Source organism: Streptomyces sp. NPDC058664, from assembly GCF_042716635.1.
Classification (GTDB): Bacteria; Actinomycetota; Actinomycetes; order Streptomycetales; family Streptomycetaceae; genus Streptomyces.
In genome coordinates, this window is sequence record NZ_JBHXRW010000002.1 from 176190 (window position 1) to 192995 (window position 16806).

16 protein-coding genes and 1 riboswitch are annotated in these 16806 nt (G+C 74.0%); of the genes, 9 read left to right on the plus strand and 7 right to left on the minus strand.

Annotated elements, in window-relative coordinates; genetic code table 11:
* Positions 1-129 precede the first annotated feature (129 nt).
* Positions 130-918, minus strand: coding sequence for a class I SAM-dependent methyltransferase (locus ACFWUY_RS02495; RefSeq protein WP_384101139.1), 789 nt, complete (start codon positions 916-918; stop codon positions 130-132).
* Positions 919-985: 67 nt separating this feature from the next.
* Entirely contained in the window at positions 986-1513 is a 528-nt protein-coding gene (locus ACFWUY_RS02500; protein WP_384101141.1) for an SAV_6107 family HEPN domain-containing protein, read from the minus strand.
* Between the two features lie 164 nt (positions 1514-1677).
* Between ACFWUY_RS02500 and ACFWUY_RS02505 the strand changes: the two genes are divergently transcribed.
* From ACFWUY_RS02505 to ACFWUY_RS02525, 5 genes are all read left to right on the plus strand, one after another.
* Positions 1678-2637, plus strand: coding sequence for an ATP-binding cassette domain-containing protein (locus ACFWUY_RS02505; protein WP_384101143.1), 960 nt, complete (start codon positions 1678-1680; stop codon positions 2635-2637).
* The gene (locus tag ACFWUY_RS02510) at positions 2609-4696 is read left to right on the plus strand and encodes a YhgE/Pip family protein (RefSeq protein WP_384101145.1); all 2088 of its coding nucleotides are present in this window, start codon (positions 2609-2611) and stop codon (positions 4694-4696) included. Before ACFWUY_RS02505 ends, ACFWUY_RS02510 begins: the two co-directional genes overlap by 29 nt.
* 43 nt (positions 4697-4739) lie before the next feature.
* Positions 4740-5348, plus strand: a complete 609-nt coding sequence (locus ACFWUY_RS02515) for a TetR/AcrR family transcriptional regulator (RefSeq protein WP_384101147.1) — start codon at positions 4740-4742, stop codon at positions 5346-5348.
* 292 nt (positions 5349-5640) lie between these two features.
* Entirely contained in the window at positions 5641-6288 is a 648-nt protein-coding gene (locus ACFWUY_RS02520) for a DUF4126 domain-containing protein (protein ID WP_384101149.1), read from the plus strand.
* 78 nt (positions 6289-6366) lie between these two features.
* Positions 6367-7800, plus strand: a complete 1434-nt coding sequence (locus ACFWUY_RS02525; protein WP_384101151.1) for a phytoene desaturase family protein — start codon at positions 6367-6369, stop codon at positions 7798-7800.
* Between the two features lie 47 nt (positions 7801-7847).
* Here ACFWUY_RS02525 and ACFWUY_RS02530 read toward each other — a convergent pair whose 3' ends face one another.
* The 5 genes from ACFWUY_RS02530 to ACFWUY_RS02550 all read right to left on the minus strand — a co-directional run bounded on the left by ACFWUY_RS02530 (position 7848) and on the right by ACFWUY_RS02550 (position 12267).
* A complete protein-coding gene (locus tag ACFWUY_RS02530; protein WP_384101153.1) occupies positions 7848-8723 on the minus strand; it encodes a hypothetical protein in 876 nt (291 codons plus the stop codon).
* 54 nt (positions 8724-8777) lie between these two features.
* Positions 8778-9695 (minus strand): methylenetetrahydrofolate reductase [NAD(P)H], encoded by a 918-nt coding sequence (gene metF / locus ACFWUY_RS02535; protein WP_384101155.1) that lies wholly within the window; start codon positions 9693-9695, stop codon positions 8778-8780.
* A 127-nt stretch (positions 9696-9822) separates the two neighbouring features.
* Positions 9823-10482: a thiamine phosphate synthase gene (gene thiE / locus ACFWUY_RS02540; protein WP_384101157.1), complete on the minus strand. Its 660-nt coding sequence runs from the start codon at positions 10480-10482 to the stop codon at positions 9823-9825.
* A 161-nt stretch (positions 10483-10643) separates the two neighbouring features.
* Positions 10644-11009, minus strand: a complete 366-nt coding sequence (locus ACFWUY_RS02545) for an Rv2175c family DNA-binding protein (protein ID WP_030219572.1) — start codon at positions 11007-11009, stop codon at positions 10644-10646.
* A gap of 43 nt (positions 11010-11052) precedes the next feature.
* Positions 11053-12267, minus strand: coding sequence for an NAD(P)/FAD-dependent oxidoreductase (locus ACFWUY_RS02550; RefSeq protein ID WP_384101159.1), 1215 nt, complete (start codon positions 12265-12267; stop codon positions 11053-11055).
* Between the two features lie 82 nt (positions 12268-12349).
* Positions 12350-12463: riboswitch (TPP riboswitch) on the plus strand.
* Between the two features lie 84 nt (positions 12464-12547).
* Between ACFWUY_RS02550 and thiO the strand changes: the two genes are divergently transcribed.
* The 4 genes from thiO (at position 12548) to pknB (ending at position 16800) form a co-directional block, all read left to right on the plus strand.
* Positions 12548-13714: a glycine oxidase ThiO gene (thiO, locus tag ACFWUY_RS02555; protein ID WP_384101406.1), complete on the plus strand. Its 1167-nt coding sequence runs from the start codon at positions 12548-12550 to the stop codon at positions 13712-13714.
* Positions 13711-13911 (plus strand): sulfur carrier protein ThiS, encoded by a 201-nt coding sequence (gene thiS, locus ACFWUY_RS02560; protein ID WP_384101161.1) that lies wholly within the window; start codon positions 13711-13713, stop codon positions 13909-13911. The genes thiO and thiS overlap by 4 nt, the downstream gene beginning before the upstream one ends.
* A 5-nt stretch (positions 13912-13916) precedes the next feature.
* On the plus strand, positions 13917-14711 hold the full coding sequence (locus tag ACFWUY_RS02565; RefSeq protein ID WP_384101163.1) for a thiazole synthase: 795 nt from the start codon (positions 13917-13919) through the stop codon (positions 14709-14711).
* A 181-nt stretch (positions 14712-14892) separates the two neighbouring features.
* Positions 14893-16800 (plus strand): Stk1 family PASTA domain-containing Ser/Thr kinase, encoded by a 1908-nt coding sequence (pknB, locus tag ACFWUY_RS02570; RefSeq protein WP_384101165.1) that lies wholly within the window; start codon positions 14893-14895, stop codon positions 16798-16800.
* Positions 16801-16806: the final 6 nt, after the last annotated feature.

The window sequence follows — 16806 nt, forward strand, 5'->3', positions numbered from 1 at the left end:
CCCCAGCCCCTCGTCCGTCATGCCGGATGCTGTCCCCCGATCATACGGGGCGGAGCCCGTTACGGGGCGGGCTGTGGCGTACTCCATGGAGCGCCGTCGCCCGCACCGCCGAACGGGTGGCCGTCCCGCTCAGGCCCGCTTCTCGCCCAGCACGTGCAGCTGGGTGGCGATCGCCTGGAAGGAGGGCAGCTCCGCGGCGGCCGCTTCCAGCTTGAGCAGAGCCTCCGCCGCGCCGGGCTCGGTGTCGACGAGGGCGCCGGGGACGAGGTCGGCGAAGACCCGGACGCCGTGCACGGCGCCCACGTCGAGTCCGGCCCCGTCGGCGAGCCCGGTGAGCTGTTCCGCGGTGAAGCGCCGGGGTACGGGGTCGCCGGTGCCCCAGCGGCCTGCCGGGTCGGAGAGGGCGTGCCGGGCCTCGGTGAAGTGCCCGGCGAGGGCGCGGGCGAGGACGGCACCGCCGAGTCCGGCGGCGAGCAGGCTGAGACTGCCGGCGGGCCGGAGCGCGGCGACCGCGTTCCGCACGCCCTCGGCGGGGTCGTCGACGTACTCCAGGACGCCGTGGCAGAGCACCGCGTCGTAGCCCTCGCGCCCGACGACGTCGAAGAGGCCGCTGATGTCGCCCTGGACGCCGGTCACCAGGTCGGCGACGCCGGCCTCGGCGGCCCGGCGCTCCAGCGCGAAGAGCGCGTTGGGGCTGGGGTCGACGACGGTGACGCGGTGGCCGAGGCGGGCGACCGGCACCGCGAAGTTCCCGGAGCCGCCGCCCGTGTCGAGGACGTCGAGGCTGTCGTTCCCGGTGGCCTCGACCCGGCGGTCGAGGGCCTCCTTGAGGACGTCCCAGACGACGGCGGTACGCAGGGAGGCGCGCGACGGGCGCGACGACGCCTCTCGACCGAAGGCGGGGGAAGGGTCCGGCACGGCTGTTGACTCCTCGGTGACGGGTACGGACGCTCCCCACCCTATGGCCTCGCTCCCGCCTTTCGGATCATCCTCCGGCCTCGTCCGCCCCCGGCCGGCGGGGCAGGACCGGCTGGAGGGCGAGCAGCCGCTCGACCAGGCGCAGGAAGAAGGAGGCGTCCCTGAGCAGGTCGTCGGCCTCGCGCCGGGTCGCCGCGCTCGTGATGCCGGCTTCGGCGCGGGCCCTGCGCTCGGCGCCCGAGGCGAAGAGGGCGCTCCACTCGGTGAGCTCGGGCGCCAGCTCGGCGAGGAGCTCCCAGGCGCTCCTTATCCGCTGCCGACGGCGGGGCGCGGCCTCGGGCCTGGCGCGGGCGGCGAGCACGGCGGCGGCGGCCCGGAGGGCGGCGAGGTGGGCGGCGGCGTACCGCTCGTGGGGGCGGTCGAGGGCGGCGGCCTCGGTCAGTCCGGCGTGGGCCTTGGCGAGGAGGTCGAGGGCGGCGGGCGGGGCGGCGGCACGGCGCGGGACGGGGTGGATGTCGGAGGCGGGTCCGGACTGCGCGGGGGCGGTACGGCTCCCGGGGTGGCGGGGCGCGGCTGCTGCGGAAGGGCTTGCCATGACGAGTCCTCCAGTCGTCGCGTGACGGCTCTGTAGCCGTATGTGTCCATCGTGCCCGGCCCCACTGACAACGCCACTGACCTGGGGTTTTGCCTGAGCGTCACCATCCCGGTAGTTTTTGCACTGACCAGTCAGTGCAAAAAGGGGAACAGGGGGTGGGGCCCGTGGGAGCGGAAACCGACGAGCGGCCGCACGGGGCCGCCGTCGTCGCGGACGGCTTCGGGCTGAGGGGACCGCGCGGCTGGGCTTTCCGGGAGGTCTCCTTCCGGGCCGGTCCCGGCTCGCTGGTGGCGATCGAGGGGCCGTCCGGCTCGGGCCGCACCTGCCTGCTGCTCGCCCTCACCGGCCGGATGAGGGCCAAGGAGGGCACCGCGGAGGTGGGCGGCCTGCCCCTGCCCCGGAAGATGGCCGCGGTCCGCCGGATCAGCGCACTCGGGCAGGTGCCCGGGGTCAGCGAGCTGGACCCCGCCTTCACGGTCGCCGAGCACCTGGGCGAGCGTGCCCTCCTCCAGCGCCGTTACGACGGTTCCGTCCGGGCCCTCCTGCGCCGCCCGGCCGAGCGCAGGGCGGCGACCCGGGCCCGGATCGAAGAGGCCGTGAAGGCCGCGGGGCTCGACCTCTCCGCCCTGCCGAAGGGCGAGCGGACCTCCGTACGGGATCTGGAGCGGCTGGAAGCGCTGCGGCTGACGATCGCCCTGGCTCTGATCGGCCGCCCCCGGCTGCTCGCCGTGGACGACACGGACCTGAAGCTGTCGGACGCCGACCGGGCCGAGGCCTGGGCACTGCTGCGCTCGGTGGCCGCGGGCGGCACGACCGTCCTCGCCGTCTGCAGCGAGGCTCCCGGGGACGCCCTGCGGATCACCACGCTCGCGGATCCGGCCGAGCGGGAGACGCCCGCCGGGAAAGCGGAGCCGAAGGCCGAGTCGGAGGCCGCCGAGCCGGACGCGGAGACCACCGAGACCACCGGGACCGCCGAACCGGACACCGGGACCGCCGGGAAGGCCGGGCCCACCACGGACGACGCCCACTCCGACACCGACACCGAGCCCGACACCGAGCCCGACGCCGACCACACGACCGAGGAGGGGGCGGCCGATGCGCTCGCCGAAACTGGCCGCGCTTGAGCTGAAGCGCTTCGGCAGGGGAAAGCTGCCGCGCGCCGCGCTCGTCGCGATCCTGCTGCTGCCCCTGCTGTACGGCGCCCTGTACCTGTACTCGTTCTGGGACCCGTACAGCAGGCTCGACAAGATCCCCGTGGCCCTCGTCAACGAGGACCGGGGCGCCACCGCCGACGGCAAGCCGATCAACGCCGGCGACGACATCACCGAGGGGCTCCTGGAGAGCGACACCTTCGCCTGGCACCGGGTGAGCGACGCCGAGGCGCGCGAGGGCGTCGAGGACGGGACGTACTACCTGTCCCTGACCATGCCCGGCGACTTCAGCTCGCGGATCGCCTCCAGCTCCGGGGACTCCCCCGAGACCGGCGCCCTGCGGGTGCGGACGAACGACGCCAACAACTACATCGTGGGCCAGATCTCCCGGACGGTGTTCTCCGAGGTGCGCACCGCGGCCTCCACCAAGTCCTCGCGGTCGTTCCTCGACAAGATCTTCATCTCCTTCTCCGACATCCACGACGCCACCGCGAAGGCCGCCAAGGGCGCCGACGACCTCAAGGAGGGCGTGGACAAGGCGAAGAAGGGCTCGAAGGACCTGGCGGACGGTCTGAAGACCGCCAAGAACGGCAGTGGCGACCTGGCCGCGGGCCTGAAGAAGCTCGACAAGGGCGCCACGGACCTGGAGAGCGGCTCCCGCGAGGTCGCGAACGGCACCCAGTCGCTCGCCGACAAGGTGAACGGCACCGCCGACAAGGTCCGCCCCTACCTGGCGAACAACGGCACGTCGATCCGCGACACCGCCCGGCTCGTGTCCGACTCCGTCACCGCCGCCCGCAACAACCTCGCCGACCTGGTCGAGCGCGCCCCGGTGCTCCGTACCGCCGCCCACGCGGCCGACGACGGTCTGGCCGCGATCCACCGGGAGGAGTGCGAGCTGAAGCCGGAGGCCGACGCCCGGATCTGCGACAGGCTCAAGAAGGCCTCGGTCTCCGCCGACGACGTGGCCACCATCGCGGACGACGTGCACGAGCTGACCAAGGACAGCAGCGGCGACCTGAAGGTCCTGGACGCCCGGCTCGTCACGCTCAAGAAGCAGGCCGACGAGCTCGCCGCCCGCGCCCCGCACCTCGACGAGGACGTCGAGGACGCCATCCGGAAGATCAACGAGCTGAACGCGGGCGCGAAGAAGGTCGCGGCGGGCGCGGACAGGCTGCACACCGGCATCACCGACGCCAAGACCGGTTCCGTCAGCCTCGACACCGGTGTCGGCAAGCTCAAGAAGGGCGCGGGCGCCCTCGACGGCGGCCTGTTCAAGCTGGCCGACGGCTCCGGCGAGCTGGCCGGCGGCCTGCACGACGGCGTCGAGCGGATCCCGGACTACGACAAGCAGGACCGTGACCGGCGTACGGAGGTCATGGCGGACCCCGTCCAGCTGGCCTCCCAGTCGCTGCACAAGGCGCCGAACTACGGCACCGGTTTCGCCCCGTACTTCATCCCGCTCTCCCTCTGGGTCGGCGCGATGGTCGCGTACATGATCATCCAGCCGCTGAACCGGCGCGCCCTGGCCGCCGGTGCCTCCGCATGGCGGATCGCGCTCGCCGGCTGGTTCCCCGTGGCGGCGATCGGCGTCCTCCAGGTCGCGGCCCTCATGTCGGTCCTGCACTGGGGCCTCGGCCTCCAGATGGACCGGGCCGCCGGCACGGTCGGCTTCCTCGCCCTGGTGACCTGCTGCTTCGCCGCGATCATCCAGTGGCTCAACGCCCGCTTCGGCGCGGCCGGCCGGATCCTGGTCCTCGCGGTCCTGATGCTCCAGCTGACCTCGGCGGGCGGCACGTACCCCGTCCAGACCAGTCCGGGCTTCTTCAACGCCGTGCACCCGTTCCTCCCGATGACCTACGTGGTCGAGGCGCTGCGCCGGCTGATCACGGGCGGCGGGATCGGGCCCGTCTGGCAGGCCTGCGCGGTCCTGACCGCCTTCACCCTGGGCGCCCTGGCCCTCACCGCCGTCTCGGCCCGCAAGCGCCAGGTCTGGACGCTCGACCGGCTCCACCCCGAACTGACCCTGTGAGAGCGGTCCGGTGCCATCCGCCACACCTGTGAGAATCGACCCCATGGACAGCAGCAGCACCCGACGCCAGGCCACGCGCGCGAAGCTCTACGAGGCGGCCGTCACGCTCATCGCGGAGCAGGGTTTCTCCGCGACGACGGTGGACGAGATCGCCGAGCGGGCCGGCGTGGCCAAGGGCACGGTCTACTACAACTTCAAGAGCAAGACCGAGCTCTTCGAGGAGCTGCTGCGCCACGGCGTGTCGCTGCTCACGGCCTCGCTGCGCTCGGCGGCCGAGGAGACCGCCGAGCGTGGCGGGAGCCGGGTCGACGCGCTCGACGCGATGATCCGGGCGGGCCTCGTCTTCATCGACCGCTACCCGGCCTTCACCCAGCTGTACGTGGCCGAGCTCTGGCGCACCAACCGGGCCTGGAACTCGACGCTCCTGGTGGTCCGCCAGGAGGCGGTCGCGGTGGTCGAGGGGGTGCTGCGCGAGGGGGTCGCGGCCGGTGAGCTGAGCGAGGACATCGACGTCCAGCTGACGGCGGCGGCGCTTGTCGGCATGGTCCTCGTGGCGGCCCTCGACTGGCAGGCCTTCCAGAGCGAGCGGTCGCTCGACGACGTGCACGCGGCGCTCTCCCGGCTGCTGCACGGCCGGGTGGGCGGCCGGTAGGGACGGCGGCACGCGCGCGAGGCGAGGTCCCGCGCGGTGGCACGCGCGCGCAGATCACGAAACGACCGGTGCGGCGAGGCTCGATCCCCCCGAGCCTCGCCGCACCGGTCTCTTTCCCGCACCCCCGTGCCGGCAGGTGCGCGGCCCGTTCCGCAGCCCCGTGCCGGCGGTGCCGGAGCCGCGCCCCTTCCGTGAGCTCCACTCTTCCGTCCGGGCCCCCCGGTGCCCATCCGCGCGCCTACTCATCTCGCCCTCTAGGTACGGGTACTCAGTCCTGGTTACGATCGCGGGCGTGTCCGTACTCCCCCTGGTGTTCACCAGCGGCTGGGCGAGCGGGATCAACGCGTACGCGGTGATCCTGCTGTTCGGCGTCTTCGGCGCGACCGGGCTCACCGACGAGGTGCCCGAGTCCTTGCAGCGCACCGATGTCCTCGTCGTCGCCGGTGTGCTCTTCCTGTGCGAGGCGGTGGCGGACAAGATCCCGTACGTCGACTCGATATGGGACTCCGTCCACACGGTGATCCGGCCGGTTTCGGGGGCCGTCGTCGGCGCCCTGCTCGCCGGGCAGAACGGTTCGCTGCCCGAGCTCGCGGCGGGCGCGGTCGGCGGTTCGACGGCCTTGCTGAGCCACTTCGTCAAGGCGGGGACGAGGATGGCGGTCAACTCGTCGCCCGAGCCGTTCTCCAACGTCGCGCTGAGCCTGGCGGAGGACCTCGGGGTGGCGGCGATCATCACCTTCGCGGTCTTCCATCCGGTGGCGGCGGCGGTCATCGCGGCCGTGCTGCTCGCCCTCGGTCTGGCGATACTGGTCCTCCTGGCGAAACGGATCCGCCGCTTCCTGCGCCGCAGGTCCCAGCGCCGTGAGGAGAGAAGGCTCGCCGACGTGACGGCCGGGATCCGGTCGCGGCCGCCGTCCGACGACGGGTCCGAGCACTTCTGACCGGCGTGCCCCGGATGCCGGACCGGACGTCCGACCGGGATTCCGGTGCTGTCGGAGCGGCCGGATAAAGTCGCCGGCATGGCACGGATTGTGGTGATCGGCGCGGGACTCGGCGCCATGGCGGCGGCGGCCCGGCTGGCCGTGGCGGGCCACCGGGTGACGGTGTACGAGCGGGGCGCGACGTACGGCGGCGCGGTCGGCCGCTTCGAACGGGACGGCTTCGCCTTCGACACGGGGCCCGGGCTGCTGCATCTGCCCGCCGTGTACCGGGACCTGTTCGTGAAGACCGGCAAGGAGCCCCTGGAGGAGTGCGTCGCGCTGACGCAGGTCGACCCGGCGAGCCGTCATGTCTTCGCCGACGGCACCCGCGTGGACCTGCCGAACGCCTCACGGGCCGGCACGGTCGCCGCCCTGGACGCGGCGCTCGGCGCGGGGGCGGGCGAGCGCTGGGGCGACTTCCTCGTCCGCGCCCGCGAGGCCTGGGACCGGACCCGCCGCCCGCTCCTCGAGGAGCCGCAGCCGGCCGACCCCGCGCCGCTGGCCCGTGAGCCGTACCCGGCCCTGAAGCCGGGCGTGTTGCGACGCCCGACGACGACGCTCGCGCGGATCGGGTCGCGGGAGCTGCGCGACCCCCGGCTCGCCGCCCTGCTCGACGCGTACGCGTGGGCGTACGGCTTCGACCCGGCGACCGCCCCGGCCTCGGCCGCCGTCCTGCCGTACATGGAGCAGACCTTCGGCAGCTGGTACGTGGGCGGGGGGCTGCGGGCGCTCGCCGACGCGGTGTACGAGCGGTGCCGGAAGCGGCGTGTCGAGTTCGTCTTCGACACGCCCGTGGAAAACGTCCTGGTGAAGGACGGCCGGGCGGTGGGCGTGCGGCTCGCGGGCGGCGGGACCGCCGAGGCCGACCACGTCGTCTCCGGAGCCCCGGTGCCCGCGCTCTACCGCGATCACGTCGTCGGGGGCGGAGACGGCGACGAGCGGCCGCGCCACCAGACGAACGGCACGAGCAGGGTGACGGTCCTTCTGGCGCTGCGCGGACCCCGCGAGTCGGGGGCGGTCCACCGCACCGTCGTGCACGAGAGCGGCGGGCGGCCGACGGTGACGGTGCTGCGCCCGGACGATCCGGCGCTGCGTCCCGACGCGGACCACGAGTCGGTGACGGTCACGGCGACCGTCAGGACGTCCGGGGAGCAGGAATGGGAAGCCTTCGCCGGGCGGATGGTCGAGGCTGCCGGACACGCGGTGCCGGGGCTCCGGGAGCGGCTGCTGTGGCGGCACGTCCGTACGCCGGAGGACGTCCGGCGGGACACCGGCGCCGCCGAGGTCCCGGGGCCCGCGCTCGCCGGGGCCGGGGGTCTGCTGCTCCCGGCCGACAACCGCTCCCCGCTGCCGGGCCTCTGGTTCGCGGGCGGCTGGTCCCACCCGGGCGGCGGGCTGGCCCACGCGGGCATGTCGGGCGCGCTGGTGGCGGGGTTCATCGTGGAGGGCGCGGACTTCCGCGGCTCGCGGTGAGTGCGTGGGTCCGTCGGCGCGACGCGCCGACGGCCCCGCGGTCACACTCAGTACCGGTACTGCTGCTGGTCGTCCGGGTGCGGCTCGTAGCCGTACGGGCCCGGGGCCCCCGGCTGCTGCTGCGGCGGCTGGGGGGCCTGCTCGGTGTCGCGCTGCTGCGGGACCCAGACGCCGCCGGGCGGCGTGTCGTAGGTGTACGAGGGGGCGTACGGATCGCCGTAGTAGGACCCGTACTGCTGGCCGTCCGTGCCCGGACCGATGTACGGATCGGAGTAGGCGGCGTACTGCTGCTGCCCGGCGGCGCCGTAGTCGTAGGCGGGCTGCTGCTCGTGGGCCGGCGCGTAGGGGTCGTACCCCGTGCCGTAACCCGTCTCGTAGCCGGTGTGGGCGGGGTCCTGTCCGGCGCCGTGGCCCTGGTCCCGGCCCGTGTCGTAGACCCCGTACTGGCCGGTGTCGTCGGGCATCGGCAGGGGCTCGTAGACCGCGGTGGTCTCCGCCGCGTGCTGCTCACCGGCGTCGCCCCGCCCGGCGTACGCGGCGTCCTGGTCCGCGTAGGCGGTGCCCTGCCCGGCGTAGGCGTCCTGGCCCTCGTAGGAGAGCTCGGTGACCTCGAGGGTGGGCCCGGCCTGCTCAGGAGCGCCGGCCCTGCGACGACGGCTCGCGCCGGGATTGCCGCCGATCGCCCAGCCGGTGGAGAAGCCCCGGCGGAAGGAGAGCGTCACATAGGTCTGGCCGACGGCGAAGGCGACCGCCCCGGCGATGATCACCGCCACCAGGGACAGCAGTACGCCCGCGACCACACCGAGGAAGCCGCAGAAGGCGAGCACCCGCCAGCGCAGCCGCGCCTTGTACTGGAGGAGCACCTCCCCCAGCAGCCACAGTGCGACCACTCCGAACGCGATGTAGAGGACCGTCCACCCCATGCCCCGCCGCCCCTCTCCACGGTCACCGCCGCGGGTCGGGGCGGGTACGACCGGTCACGACTGCTGGTGCAGTCCGAGATTCTCGTAGATCTCGAGCGTCGCGGTGGAGCTGTTCAGCGTGATGAAGTGCAGTCCGGGGACGCCCTCGGAGAGCAACCGCGCGCAGAACTCCGTCGCGAACTCGATACCGATGGAGCGTACAGCGGCGGGATCGTCCTTGACGGCGAGGATGCGCTCTTTCACGTCGTCGGGGAAGGCCGCGTTGCTCAGCTGGGGCAGTCGGCCGAGGGTCTTCACGTTCACGACGGGCATGACCTCGGGGATGATCGGGGTCTCGCAGCCCGCCTTCGCGACGCTGTCGCGGAGCCGCAGGTAGTTCTCCGGGTCGAAGAACATCTGGGTGATCGCGTAGTCGGCGCCCGCGCGGCACTTGTCCACGAAGTGCCGGATGTCCGTGTCCCAGTCGGTGGAGCGGGGGTGCATCTCCGGGAAGGCGGCGACGCCCACGCAGAAGTCGCCCGACTCCTTGATCAGCCGGACGAGGTCGGCGGCGTACCGGACGCCCTCGGGGTGCTCGACCCACTCGCCCAGGGGGTCGCCGGCCGGGTCGCCGCGCAGCGCCAGCATGTTGCGGATGCCGGCGTCGGCGTACTGGCCGAGGACGTTGCGCAGCTCGGCGACCGAGTGGTCGACGGCCGTGAGGTGGGCGACCGGGGTGAGGGTGGTGTCGGAGGCGATCTTCTGGGTGGCCTTCACGGTGCCGCCGCGGGTGGAGCCGCCGGCGCCGTAGGTCACGGAGACGAAGCTGGGGCCGACGGCCTCGACCCGTCGCATCGCGTTCCAGAGGCCCTGTTCGCCCTTCTCGGTCCGGGGCGCGTAGAACTCGAAGGAGTACGACGTGCCGCCGGAAGCGAGGATCTCGCGGACCGTGCGGGCGCGGTCCGAGCGGACGGAAGCGGTACCAAGGGCCATACCGGCAGGTTAGACGCGGTGCGCGGCGCCGTGTACACCGCGTCCGAGTGCTGGACACCTTTTCGGACACCGCCGCGGAAGGCGCTTCGGGGGCCCGCGTCGCCGTGAAGACGCCTCGGGGATGCCCTCAGACCCCCGCGCGCTCCCTGACCCGCTTGGCGAGGGCGGCGGTCGCGGCGGCCGGGTCGTCGGCCTCGGTGATCGCCCGGACGACGACGATCCGGCGCGCGCCCGCGTCCAGGACCTCGTCGAGGTTGGTCTCGTCGATGCCGCCGATGGCGAACCAGGGGCGGTCCTGGGCCAGGCCGGCCGCGTACCGCACGAGTCCGAGACCCGGCGCGTACCGTCCGGGCTTGGTGGGGGTGGGCCAGCAGGGCCCGGTGCAGAAGTAGTCCACACCCGGCTCGACGGCGGCCGCGGCCACCTCGCTCTCGGCGTGGCAGGAACGGCCGATCAGCACGTCGTCACCGCCGCCGAGGATCGCGCGGGCGGCGGGCACGGGCAGGTCGCCCTGGCCCAGGTGGAGGACGTCGGAGCCGATGGCGTGGGCGACGTCGGCCCGGTCGTTCACCGCGAGGAGCTTGCCGTGCCGGCGGGCGGCGTCGGCGAGGACGGCGAGGTGCTCCAGCTCCTCACCGGCCTCCATGCCCTTGTCTCGGAGCTGCACGATGTCCACGCCGGAGGAGAGCACGGCGTCGAGGAAGGCGGGCAGGTCGCCCTGGCGCTTCCGGGCGTCGGTGCACAGGTAGAGGCGGGCGTCGGCGAGCCGCTCACGAGGCGTGGGCATGGGTGGGTCCCCCCGTAGGTGTCGCCGGCGGGGTGACTCCCCCGTCGGTGTCGCCGACGGGGCGGATTTCCCCGTCGGTGTCGCCGGCGCCGCGGCGGCCGCCCCCGCGAGGGGCCGGTCGCCGCGACACCCGCTTGGTGGTGTCTTCGTGCGTACGCGCCTCAGAGGGCGAGCGCCTGGGCGCGGCGCTTCACCTCCGTGCCGCGGTTCTCGTTGAGCGCCTGCGCGGGCGTGCCCGGCAGGCTCTCGTCCGGAGTGAAGAGCCACTCCAGCATCTCCTCGTCGGTGAAGCCGTCGTCCCGCAGCACGGTCAGGAGCCCGACGAGGCCCTTGACGATCTTGTCGCCCTGGATGAAGGCGGCGGGAATCTGCAGGGCGTTGTTCTCTCCACGGCGCACGGCGATGAGCTGACCTTCCTTGATCAGCTGCCGCACGCGCGTCACCTCGACATCGAGCATCTCCGCGATGTCGGGCACGTAGAGCCAGGCGGGGACGAGCGCATCGATCTTTACGTCAATCTCGGTCACAGGACAAGCCTGCCATCCCGGACCGACAGCCGGTACTCGGGCCCTACCGGACCGCCGCCTTCAGGGGTACGGACGGGTCGGACGCGCGCGCGGGGTCGACGGGGGTGGCCGTCTCGATGAGCTTGCGGCCCTGGGCGAGGTCGCGGGGGCGCCCGACGGCGAGGAGGGCGACCGGCACCCCGGCGCGCAGCCAGAGCACGGACCAGGCCTCCTCCGCCGGGTCGCCGCGCCACAGCAGTTCGTCGGCGTCCGCGTGGTGCCCGGCGTACTGGACGAAGCGGCCGAACTGCTCGGACCAGAAGTACGGGACGGGGTCGTACGGCGCGTCGGCGGCCCCGGTGATCGTCGCGGCGACCGTGCGGGGGCCCTGGAGCGCGTTGTCCCAGTGGTGGACGAGGAGGCGTTCGCCGTAGCGGGCGGAGGGGAAGGAGGCGCAGTCGCCGACGGCGTACACGTCGGGCAGGGAGGTGCGCAGCCGCTCGTCGGCGGTGACGGCGCCGCTCGGGTCGAGGGCGATGCCGGAGCCGGCGAGCCAGCCGGTGGCCGGCCGGGCGCCGATGCCGACGACGACGGCCTCGGCGGGGAGTTCACGGCCGTCGGCGAGGAGGACCCGGCCGGGTTCGACGGTGGCCACGCGCGCGTGGGTGAGGAGTTCGGCGCCGTTGGCCCCGTACCACTCGGCCATGGGGGTGGTGACCTCGGCGGGCAGGGCGCCGGCGAGGGGGCGGTCGGCGGCCTCGACGACGGTGACGGCGCAGCCCGCCTCGCGTGCGGCGGTGGCGAACTCGGCGCCGATCCATCCGGCTCCGACGACCACGACGGTGTGACGGCGCTCCAGGACGGGCCCGAGGCGTACGGCGTCGTCGAGGGTCCGCAGCAGGTGGACGCCGGGGACGCCCTCGGCGCCGGGCAGGGTGACCGGCTGGGCGCCGGTGGCGACGACCAGGGTGTCGTAGCCGACGGGTCCCGCCTCGGTGTCGATCTCGTGGTCGGCGGCGCGGAGTCCGGTGACGTCGAGGCCGAGACGGAGTTCGACGTCCAGCTCCTCGAAGTCGACGTCGAAGGCGGAGTCCTCGGCCTTGCCGAGGAGGACGGCCTTGGAGAGCGGGGGCCGGTCGTAGGGCTGGTGGGGCTCGGCCCCGATGAGGGTCACGGGGCCGGTGAAGCCCTGTTCGCGCAGGGCCACGGCGGTCTGCACACCCGCCATCCCGGCGCCGACGATCACGACATGCTGCTGGGCCTGCTTCTGCTCGCTCACCCGACCACCTTACGCATCTGACGAACCGTCAGGAAGGGAGGGGCCTGGGCCCCGGAAAGGCCTGCGGTTAGTCTGGCGGACGTAAAGCACTCGCGGGAGCCCGGACGCACCGGGCTGAGAGGGAGGCTGGGACGGCCTCCGACCGTACGAACCTGATCCGGGTCATGCCGGCGAAGGGAGGGGCTGGACGCCCATGCGTTCTTCCGAAGTCTCCGATGTCCCAGAAGTCTCCGATGCCGTGGACGTCCCCGGCATCTCCGGCGCCGACGACGTCTCCGGAATGTCCGGCGTGTCCGACGTCCTCGTCGTCGGAGGCGGCATCATCGGCCTGGTGACGGCCTGGCGGGCCGCGCGGCGCGGACTGCGCACCGCCGTCGTCGACCCGGATCCCGGCGGCGGTGCCGCGCGGGTCGCGGCCGGGATGCTCGCCGCCGTCACCGAACTCCACTACGGCGAGGAGACCCTGCTCGGGCTCAACCTCGCCTCCGCCGCGCGCTATCCCGCGTTCGTCGCCGAACTCGAGGAAGCCACCGGTCACGACGTCGGCTACCGCGCCTGCGGCACCCTCGCCGTCGCCCTCGACGCCGACGACCGGGCCCACCTGCGCGAACTCCACGCCCTCCAGACCCGCTGCGGGCTCACGTCGGAGTGGCTCAGCGGCCGCGAGTGCCGCCGCCTCGAACCCATGCTGGCCCCGGGGGTGCGCGGCGGGCTGCGGGTGGACGGCGACCACCAGGTCGACCCGCGCCGGCTGGCCGCCGCGCTCCTCGTCGCCTGCGAACGGGCCGGGGTGGTCTTCCACCACGCCCTCGCGCGGAGCCTGACGGTGGTACGGGACCGGGCGCGCGGTGCCGTGCTCGCCGACGGCGGGGAACTGACGGCCGACCAGGTCGTCCTCGCCGCCGGAAGCCTGAGCGGGCGGCTCGCGGGCGTGCCGGACGAGGTGCTGCCGCCCGTCCGCCCCGTGAAGGGCCAGGTGCTGCGGCTGCGGGTGCCGGCCGCGTACGCCCCCTTCCTCTCCCGGACCGTCCGGGCCGTCGTCCGGGGCAGCCACGTCTACCTGGTGCCCCGCGAGAACGGCGAGCTCGTCGTCGGCGCCACCAGCGAGGAGCTGGGCTGGGACACCACGGTGACGGCGGGCGGGGTGTACGAGCTGCTGCGCGACGCCCACGAACTCGTCCCCGGCCTCACCGAGCTGCCGCTCACCGAGACCCTGGCGGGGCTCCGCCCCGCGTCCCCCGACAACGCGCCGCTGCTCGGCCCCACCGCCCTCCCCGGCCTCCACCTGGCCACCGGCCACTACCGCAACGGGGTCCTGCTCACCCCCGTCACCGGCGACGTCATGGCCGAGGTGCTCACCACGGGCGTCCTCCCCGACGAGGCGCGCCCCTTCACCCCCCGCCGTTTCTCCCCCGCCCCTCCCGTACGTCAGGAGCAGCCCGCATGAACGTGTCCGTGAACGGAGAGCCGCGCGAGCTCTCCGGCCCCCTCACCCTCGACTCCCTCGTCGCCACCCTGACCACGGCCCGCTCCGGGGTGGCCGCCGCCCTCAACGAGACGGTCGTGCCGCGCGGCGAGTGGGCGGCGACGCCGCTCGCCGAGGGCGACCGGGTCGAGGTCCTCACCGCGGTGCAGGGAGGCTGAGCGCGATGTCCGACGACGTGTTCACCCTCGGCGGTGCGGAGTTCTCCTCGCGCCTGATCATGGGAACCGGCGGGGCGCCCAGCCTCGACGTCCTGGAGCGCTCGCTGATCGCCGGCGGTACGGAACTGACGACGGTCGCCATGCGGCGCCTGGACCCGACCGTCCAGGGCTCGGTCCTCTCCGTCCTCGAACGGCTCGGCATCCGGGTCCTGCCCAACACCGCGGGCTGCTTCACCGCCGGCGAGGCGGTGCTGACCGCCCGGCTCGCACGGGAGGCGCTCGGCACCGACTGGATCAAGCTGGAGGTCGTCGCCGACGAGCGGACCCTGCTGCCGGACGGGGAGGAGCTCCTCGCCGCGGCCGAGACCCTGGTGGACGACGGGTTCACCGTCCTCCCCTACACCAACGACGACCCGGTCCTCGCGCGGAAGCTGGAGGACGTGGGATGCGCGGCGATCATGCCGCTCGGCTCACCGATCGGCTCGGGCCTCGGCATCCGCAACCCGCACAACTTCCAGCTGATCACGGAACGGGCCGGGGTGCCGGTGATCCTCGACGCGGGCGCGGGCACGGCGTCCGACGCGGCGCTCGCGATGGAGCTGGGGTGCGCGGCGGTGATGCTGGCGTCGGCGGTGACGCGGGCGCAGGAGCCGGTGCTGATGGCGGCGGCGATGCGGCACGCGGTCGAGGCGGGGCGGCTCGCGCACCGGGCGGGACGCATTCCCCGCCGCCACTTCGCGGAGGCGTCGTCCCCGCGGGAAGGCCGCCCCCACCTGGACCCGGAACGCCCGGCCTTCTGACGCCCGGCCCGGAGCGGGCGCCTGCCCGGCCGGGCGCCCGGCCCAGAACGGACGCCCGGCCGGCGGGCGACGGCGCGCGGCCGGGGCCGGGGCCGGGGTCCGTGCGGTGCTCGTCACAGGTGCGCTGCAACAGCGGGGCGACCGCGCGGGGGCCCCGTCCACGGCTCGTAGACTCGACGCCGTGGACACGACCCTTCAGGACCCCCTCGTCGGGCGGCTGCTCGACGGCCGCTACCGCGTCGACGCGCGCATCGCCGTCGGCGGGATGGCCACGGTCTACCGGGCCGTCGACACCCGCCTCGACCGCGTCCTCGCGCTCAAGGTGATGCACCCCGCCCTCGCGACCGACGCCGCCTTCGTGGAGCGTTTCATCCGCGAGGCGAAGTCCGTCGCCCGGCTCGCGCACCCCAACGTCGTCGGCGTCTTCGACCAGGGCGCCGAGGGCGCGTACGTCTACCTGGCGATGGAGTACGTCGCCGGCTGCACCCTCCGTGACGTCCTGCGCGAGCGCGGCGCCCTCGCGCCCCGGGCCGCGCTCGACATCCTGGAGCCGGTGCTCGCCGCGCTCGGCGCCGCGCACCGGGCCGGGTTCGTGCACAGGGACATGAAGCCGGAGAACGTCCTGATAGGGGACGACGGCCGGGTCAAGGTCGCCGACTTCGGTCTCGTGCGGGCCGTGGGCTCGGCGACGGCCACCACCGGCTCGGTCCTCGGCACGGTCTCGTACCTCGCGCCGGAGCAGATCGAGCACGGCACGGCCGACACCCGCGCCGACGTGTACGCCTGCGGTGTCGTCCTGTACGAGATGCTGACCGGCGGCAAGCCCCATGCCGGTGACACCCCCGCCCAGGTGCTCTACCAGCACCTGCACACGGACGTGCCCGCCCCCTCGGCCGCCGTTCCGGGCCTCGCCCCTGAGCTGGACGGGCTGGTCGCGGTGGCCACGGCCCGTGACCCGGAGGTACGCCCGGACGACGCCGTCGCCCTGCTCGCGCTCCTCCGGGACGCCCGCGCCGGGCTCGGCGAGGAGCAGCTGGACGCCGTACCGCCGCTGGCGCGGTCCGGGGTCCGGAACACCGCCGAGGACCGGACCAGCGTGATCGCCCGGCCCGTGCCGGTGGCCGGCGCGGACCCCCAGCCGGTCCTGCACACCAACCGGCTGCCCGCGCCGGAGGCTCCCGGGCCCGCGGCCCGCCGGAGGCCCCCGCGCGGGCCCCTCCTGATCGTCCTCGGCGTCCTGCTCGCGCTCGGCCTCGGCGGCGGCGTCTGGTACATCAATTCCGGCCAGTTCACCCGGGTCCCCGCCGTGCTCGGCCAGACCGAGGCGGTCGCGACGAAGCGGATCGCCGACGCCGGTCTCGAGGTCGGTACGACGAAGCGCGCGTTCAGCGACGTGTACGAGCGGGGCACCGTCATGGCCGTCGACCCGGCGCCGGGCGAGCGCCTCCGGGGCAACGGCACGGTCACCCTGACCCTCTCCCGGGGCCCGGAGATCGTGAAGGTGCCCAACCTCAGGAACAAGCCGCTCGCCGAGGCCAGGCGCACCCTGGAGAAGGAGGGCCTGGCGCTGGGGGTGGTCACCACCGCGTTCAGCGATTCCGTCGCCCGGGGCTCCGTGGTCAGCTCCGATCCCGAGCCCGGTACCGAGCGCGCCCCCGACTCGGCGATCGCCCTGGTGGTCAGCAAGGGCGCGCCGATCGACGTGCCCGACGTCACCGGTGAGACCGTCGCCGACGCCACGGCCCTGCTCGGGGAGGAGGGGCTGACCGTGCGGGTCGCCCCGGAGCGGATCCACTCCCCCGAGGAGGCCGGCGCCGTCGCCGCGCAGTCCCTGGCCGGGGGCAGCCGGGCCGCCGAGGGCGACACGATCACCCTGACCGTCTCCAAGGGCCCGAAACCGGTCGAGGTCCCGGACGTCATCGGCGAGACGACCGGGGACGCCCGTACGGTCCTGGAGGACGCGGGCTTCGAGGTGGAGGTCAAGAAGTCCTTCCCGTACCTCGGTGACACGGTCACCGGCCAGTCCGTGGAGGGCGGCGAGACCGCGCCGGAGGGCTCCGTCATCACCATCACGATCAAGGGACTCTGAGGACTC

Bases quoted from the DNA above. Each gene is read 5' to 3' on its own strand.
- ACFWUY_RS02500 (WP_384101141.1), bottom strand. From the start codon at position 1,513: ATGGCAAGCCCTTCCGCAGCAGCCGCGCCCCGCCACCCCGGGAGCCGT.
- ACFWUY_RS02515 (WP_384101147.1), top strand. From the start codon at position 4,740: ATGGACAGCAGCAGCACCCGACGCCAGGCCACGCGCGCGAAGCTCTAC.
- thiO (WP_384101406.1), top strand. From the start codon at position 12,548: ATGTCCGGCGTGTCCGACGTCCTCGTCGTCGGAGGCGGCATCATCGGC.
- ACFWUY_RS02565 (WP_384101163.1), top strand. From the start codon at position 13,917: ATGTCCGACGACGTGTTCACCCTCGGCGGTGCGGAGTTCTCCTCGCGC.
- thiS (WP_384101161.1), top strand. From the start codon at position 13,711: ATGAACGTGTCCGTGAACGGAGAGCCGCGCGAGCTCTCCGGCCCCCTC.
- ACFWUY_RS02525 (WP_384101151.1), top strand. From the start codon at position 6,367: ATGGCACGGATTGTGGTGATCGGCGCGGGACTCGGCGCCATGGCGGCG.
- metF (WP_384101155.1), bottom strand. From the start codon at position 9,695: ATGGCCCTTGGTACCGCTTCCGTCCGCTCGGACCGCGCCCGCACGGTC.
- ACFWUY_RS02510 (WP_384101145.1), top strand. From the start codon at position 2,609: ATGCGCTCGCCGAAACTGGCCGCGCTTGAGCTGAAGCGCTTCGGCAGG.
- thiE (WP_384101157.1), bottom strand. From the start codon at position 10,482: ATGCCCACGCCTCGTGAGCGGCTCGCCGACGCCCGCCTCTACCTGTGC.
- ACFWUY_RS02530 (WP_384101153.1), bottom strand. From the start codon at position 8,723: ATGGGGTGGACGGTCCTCTACATCGCGTTCGGAGTGGTCGCACTGTGG.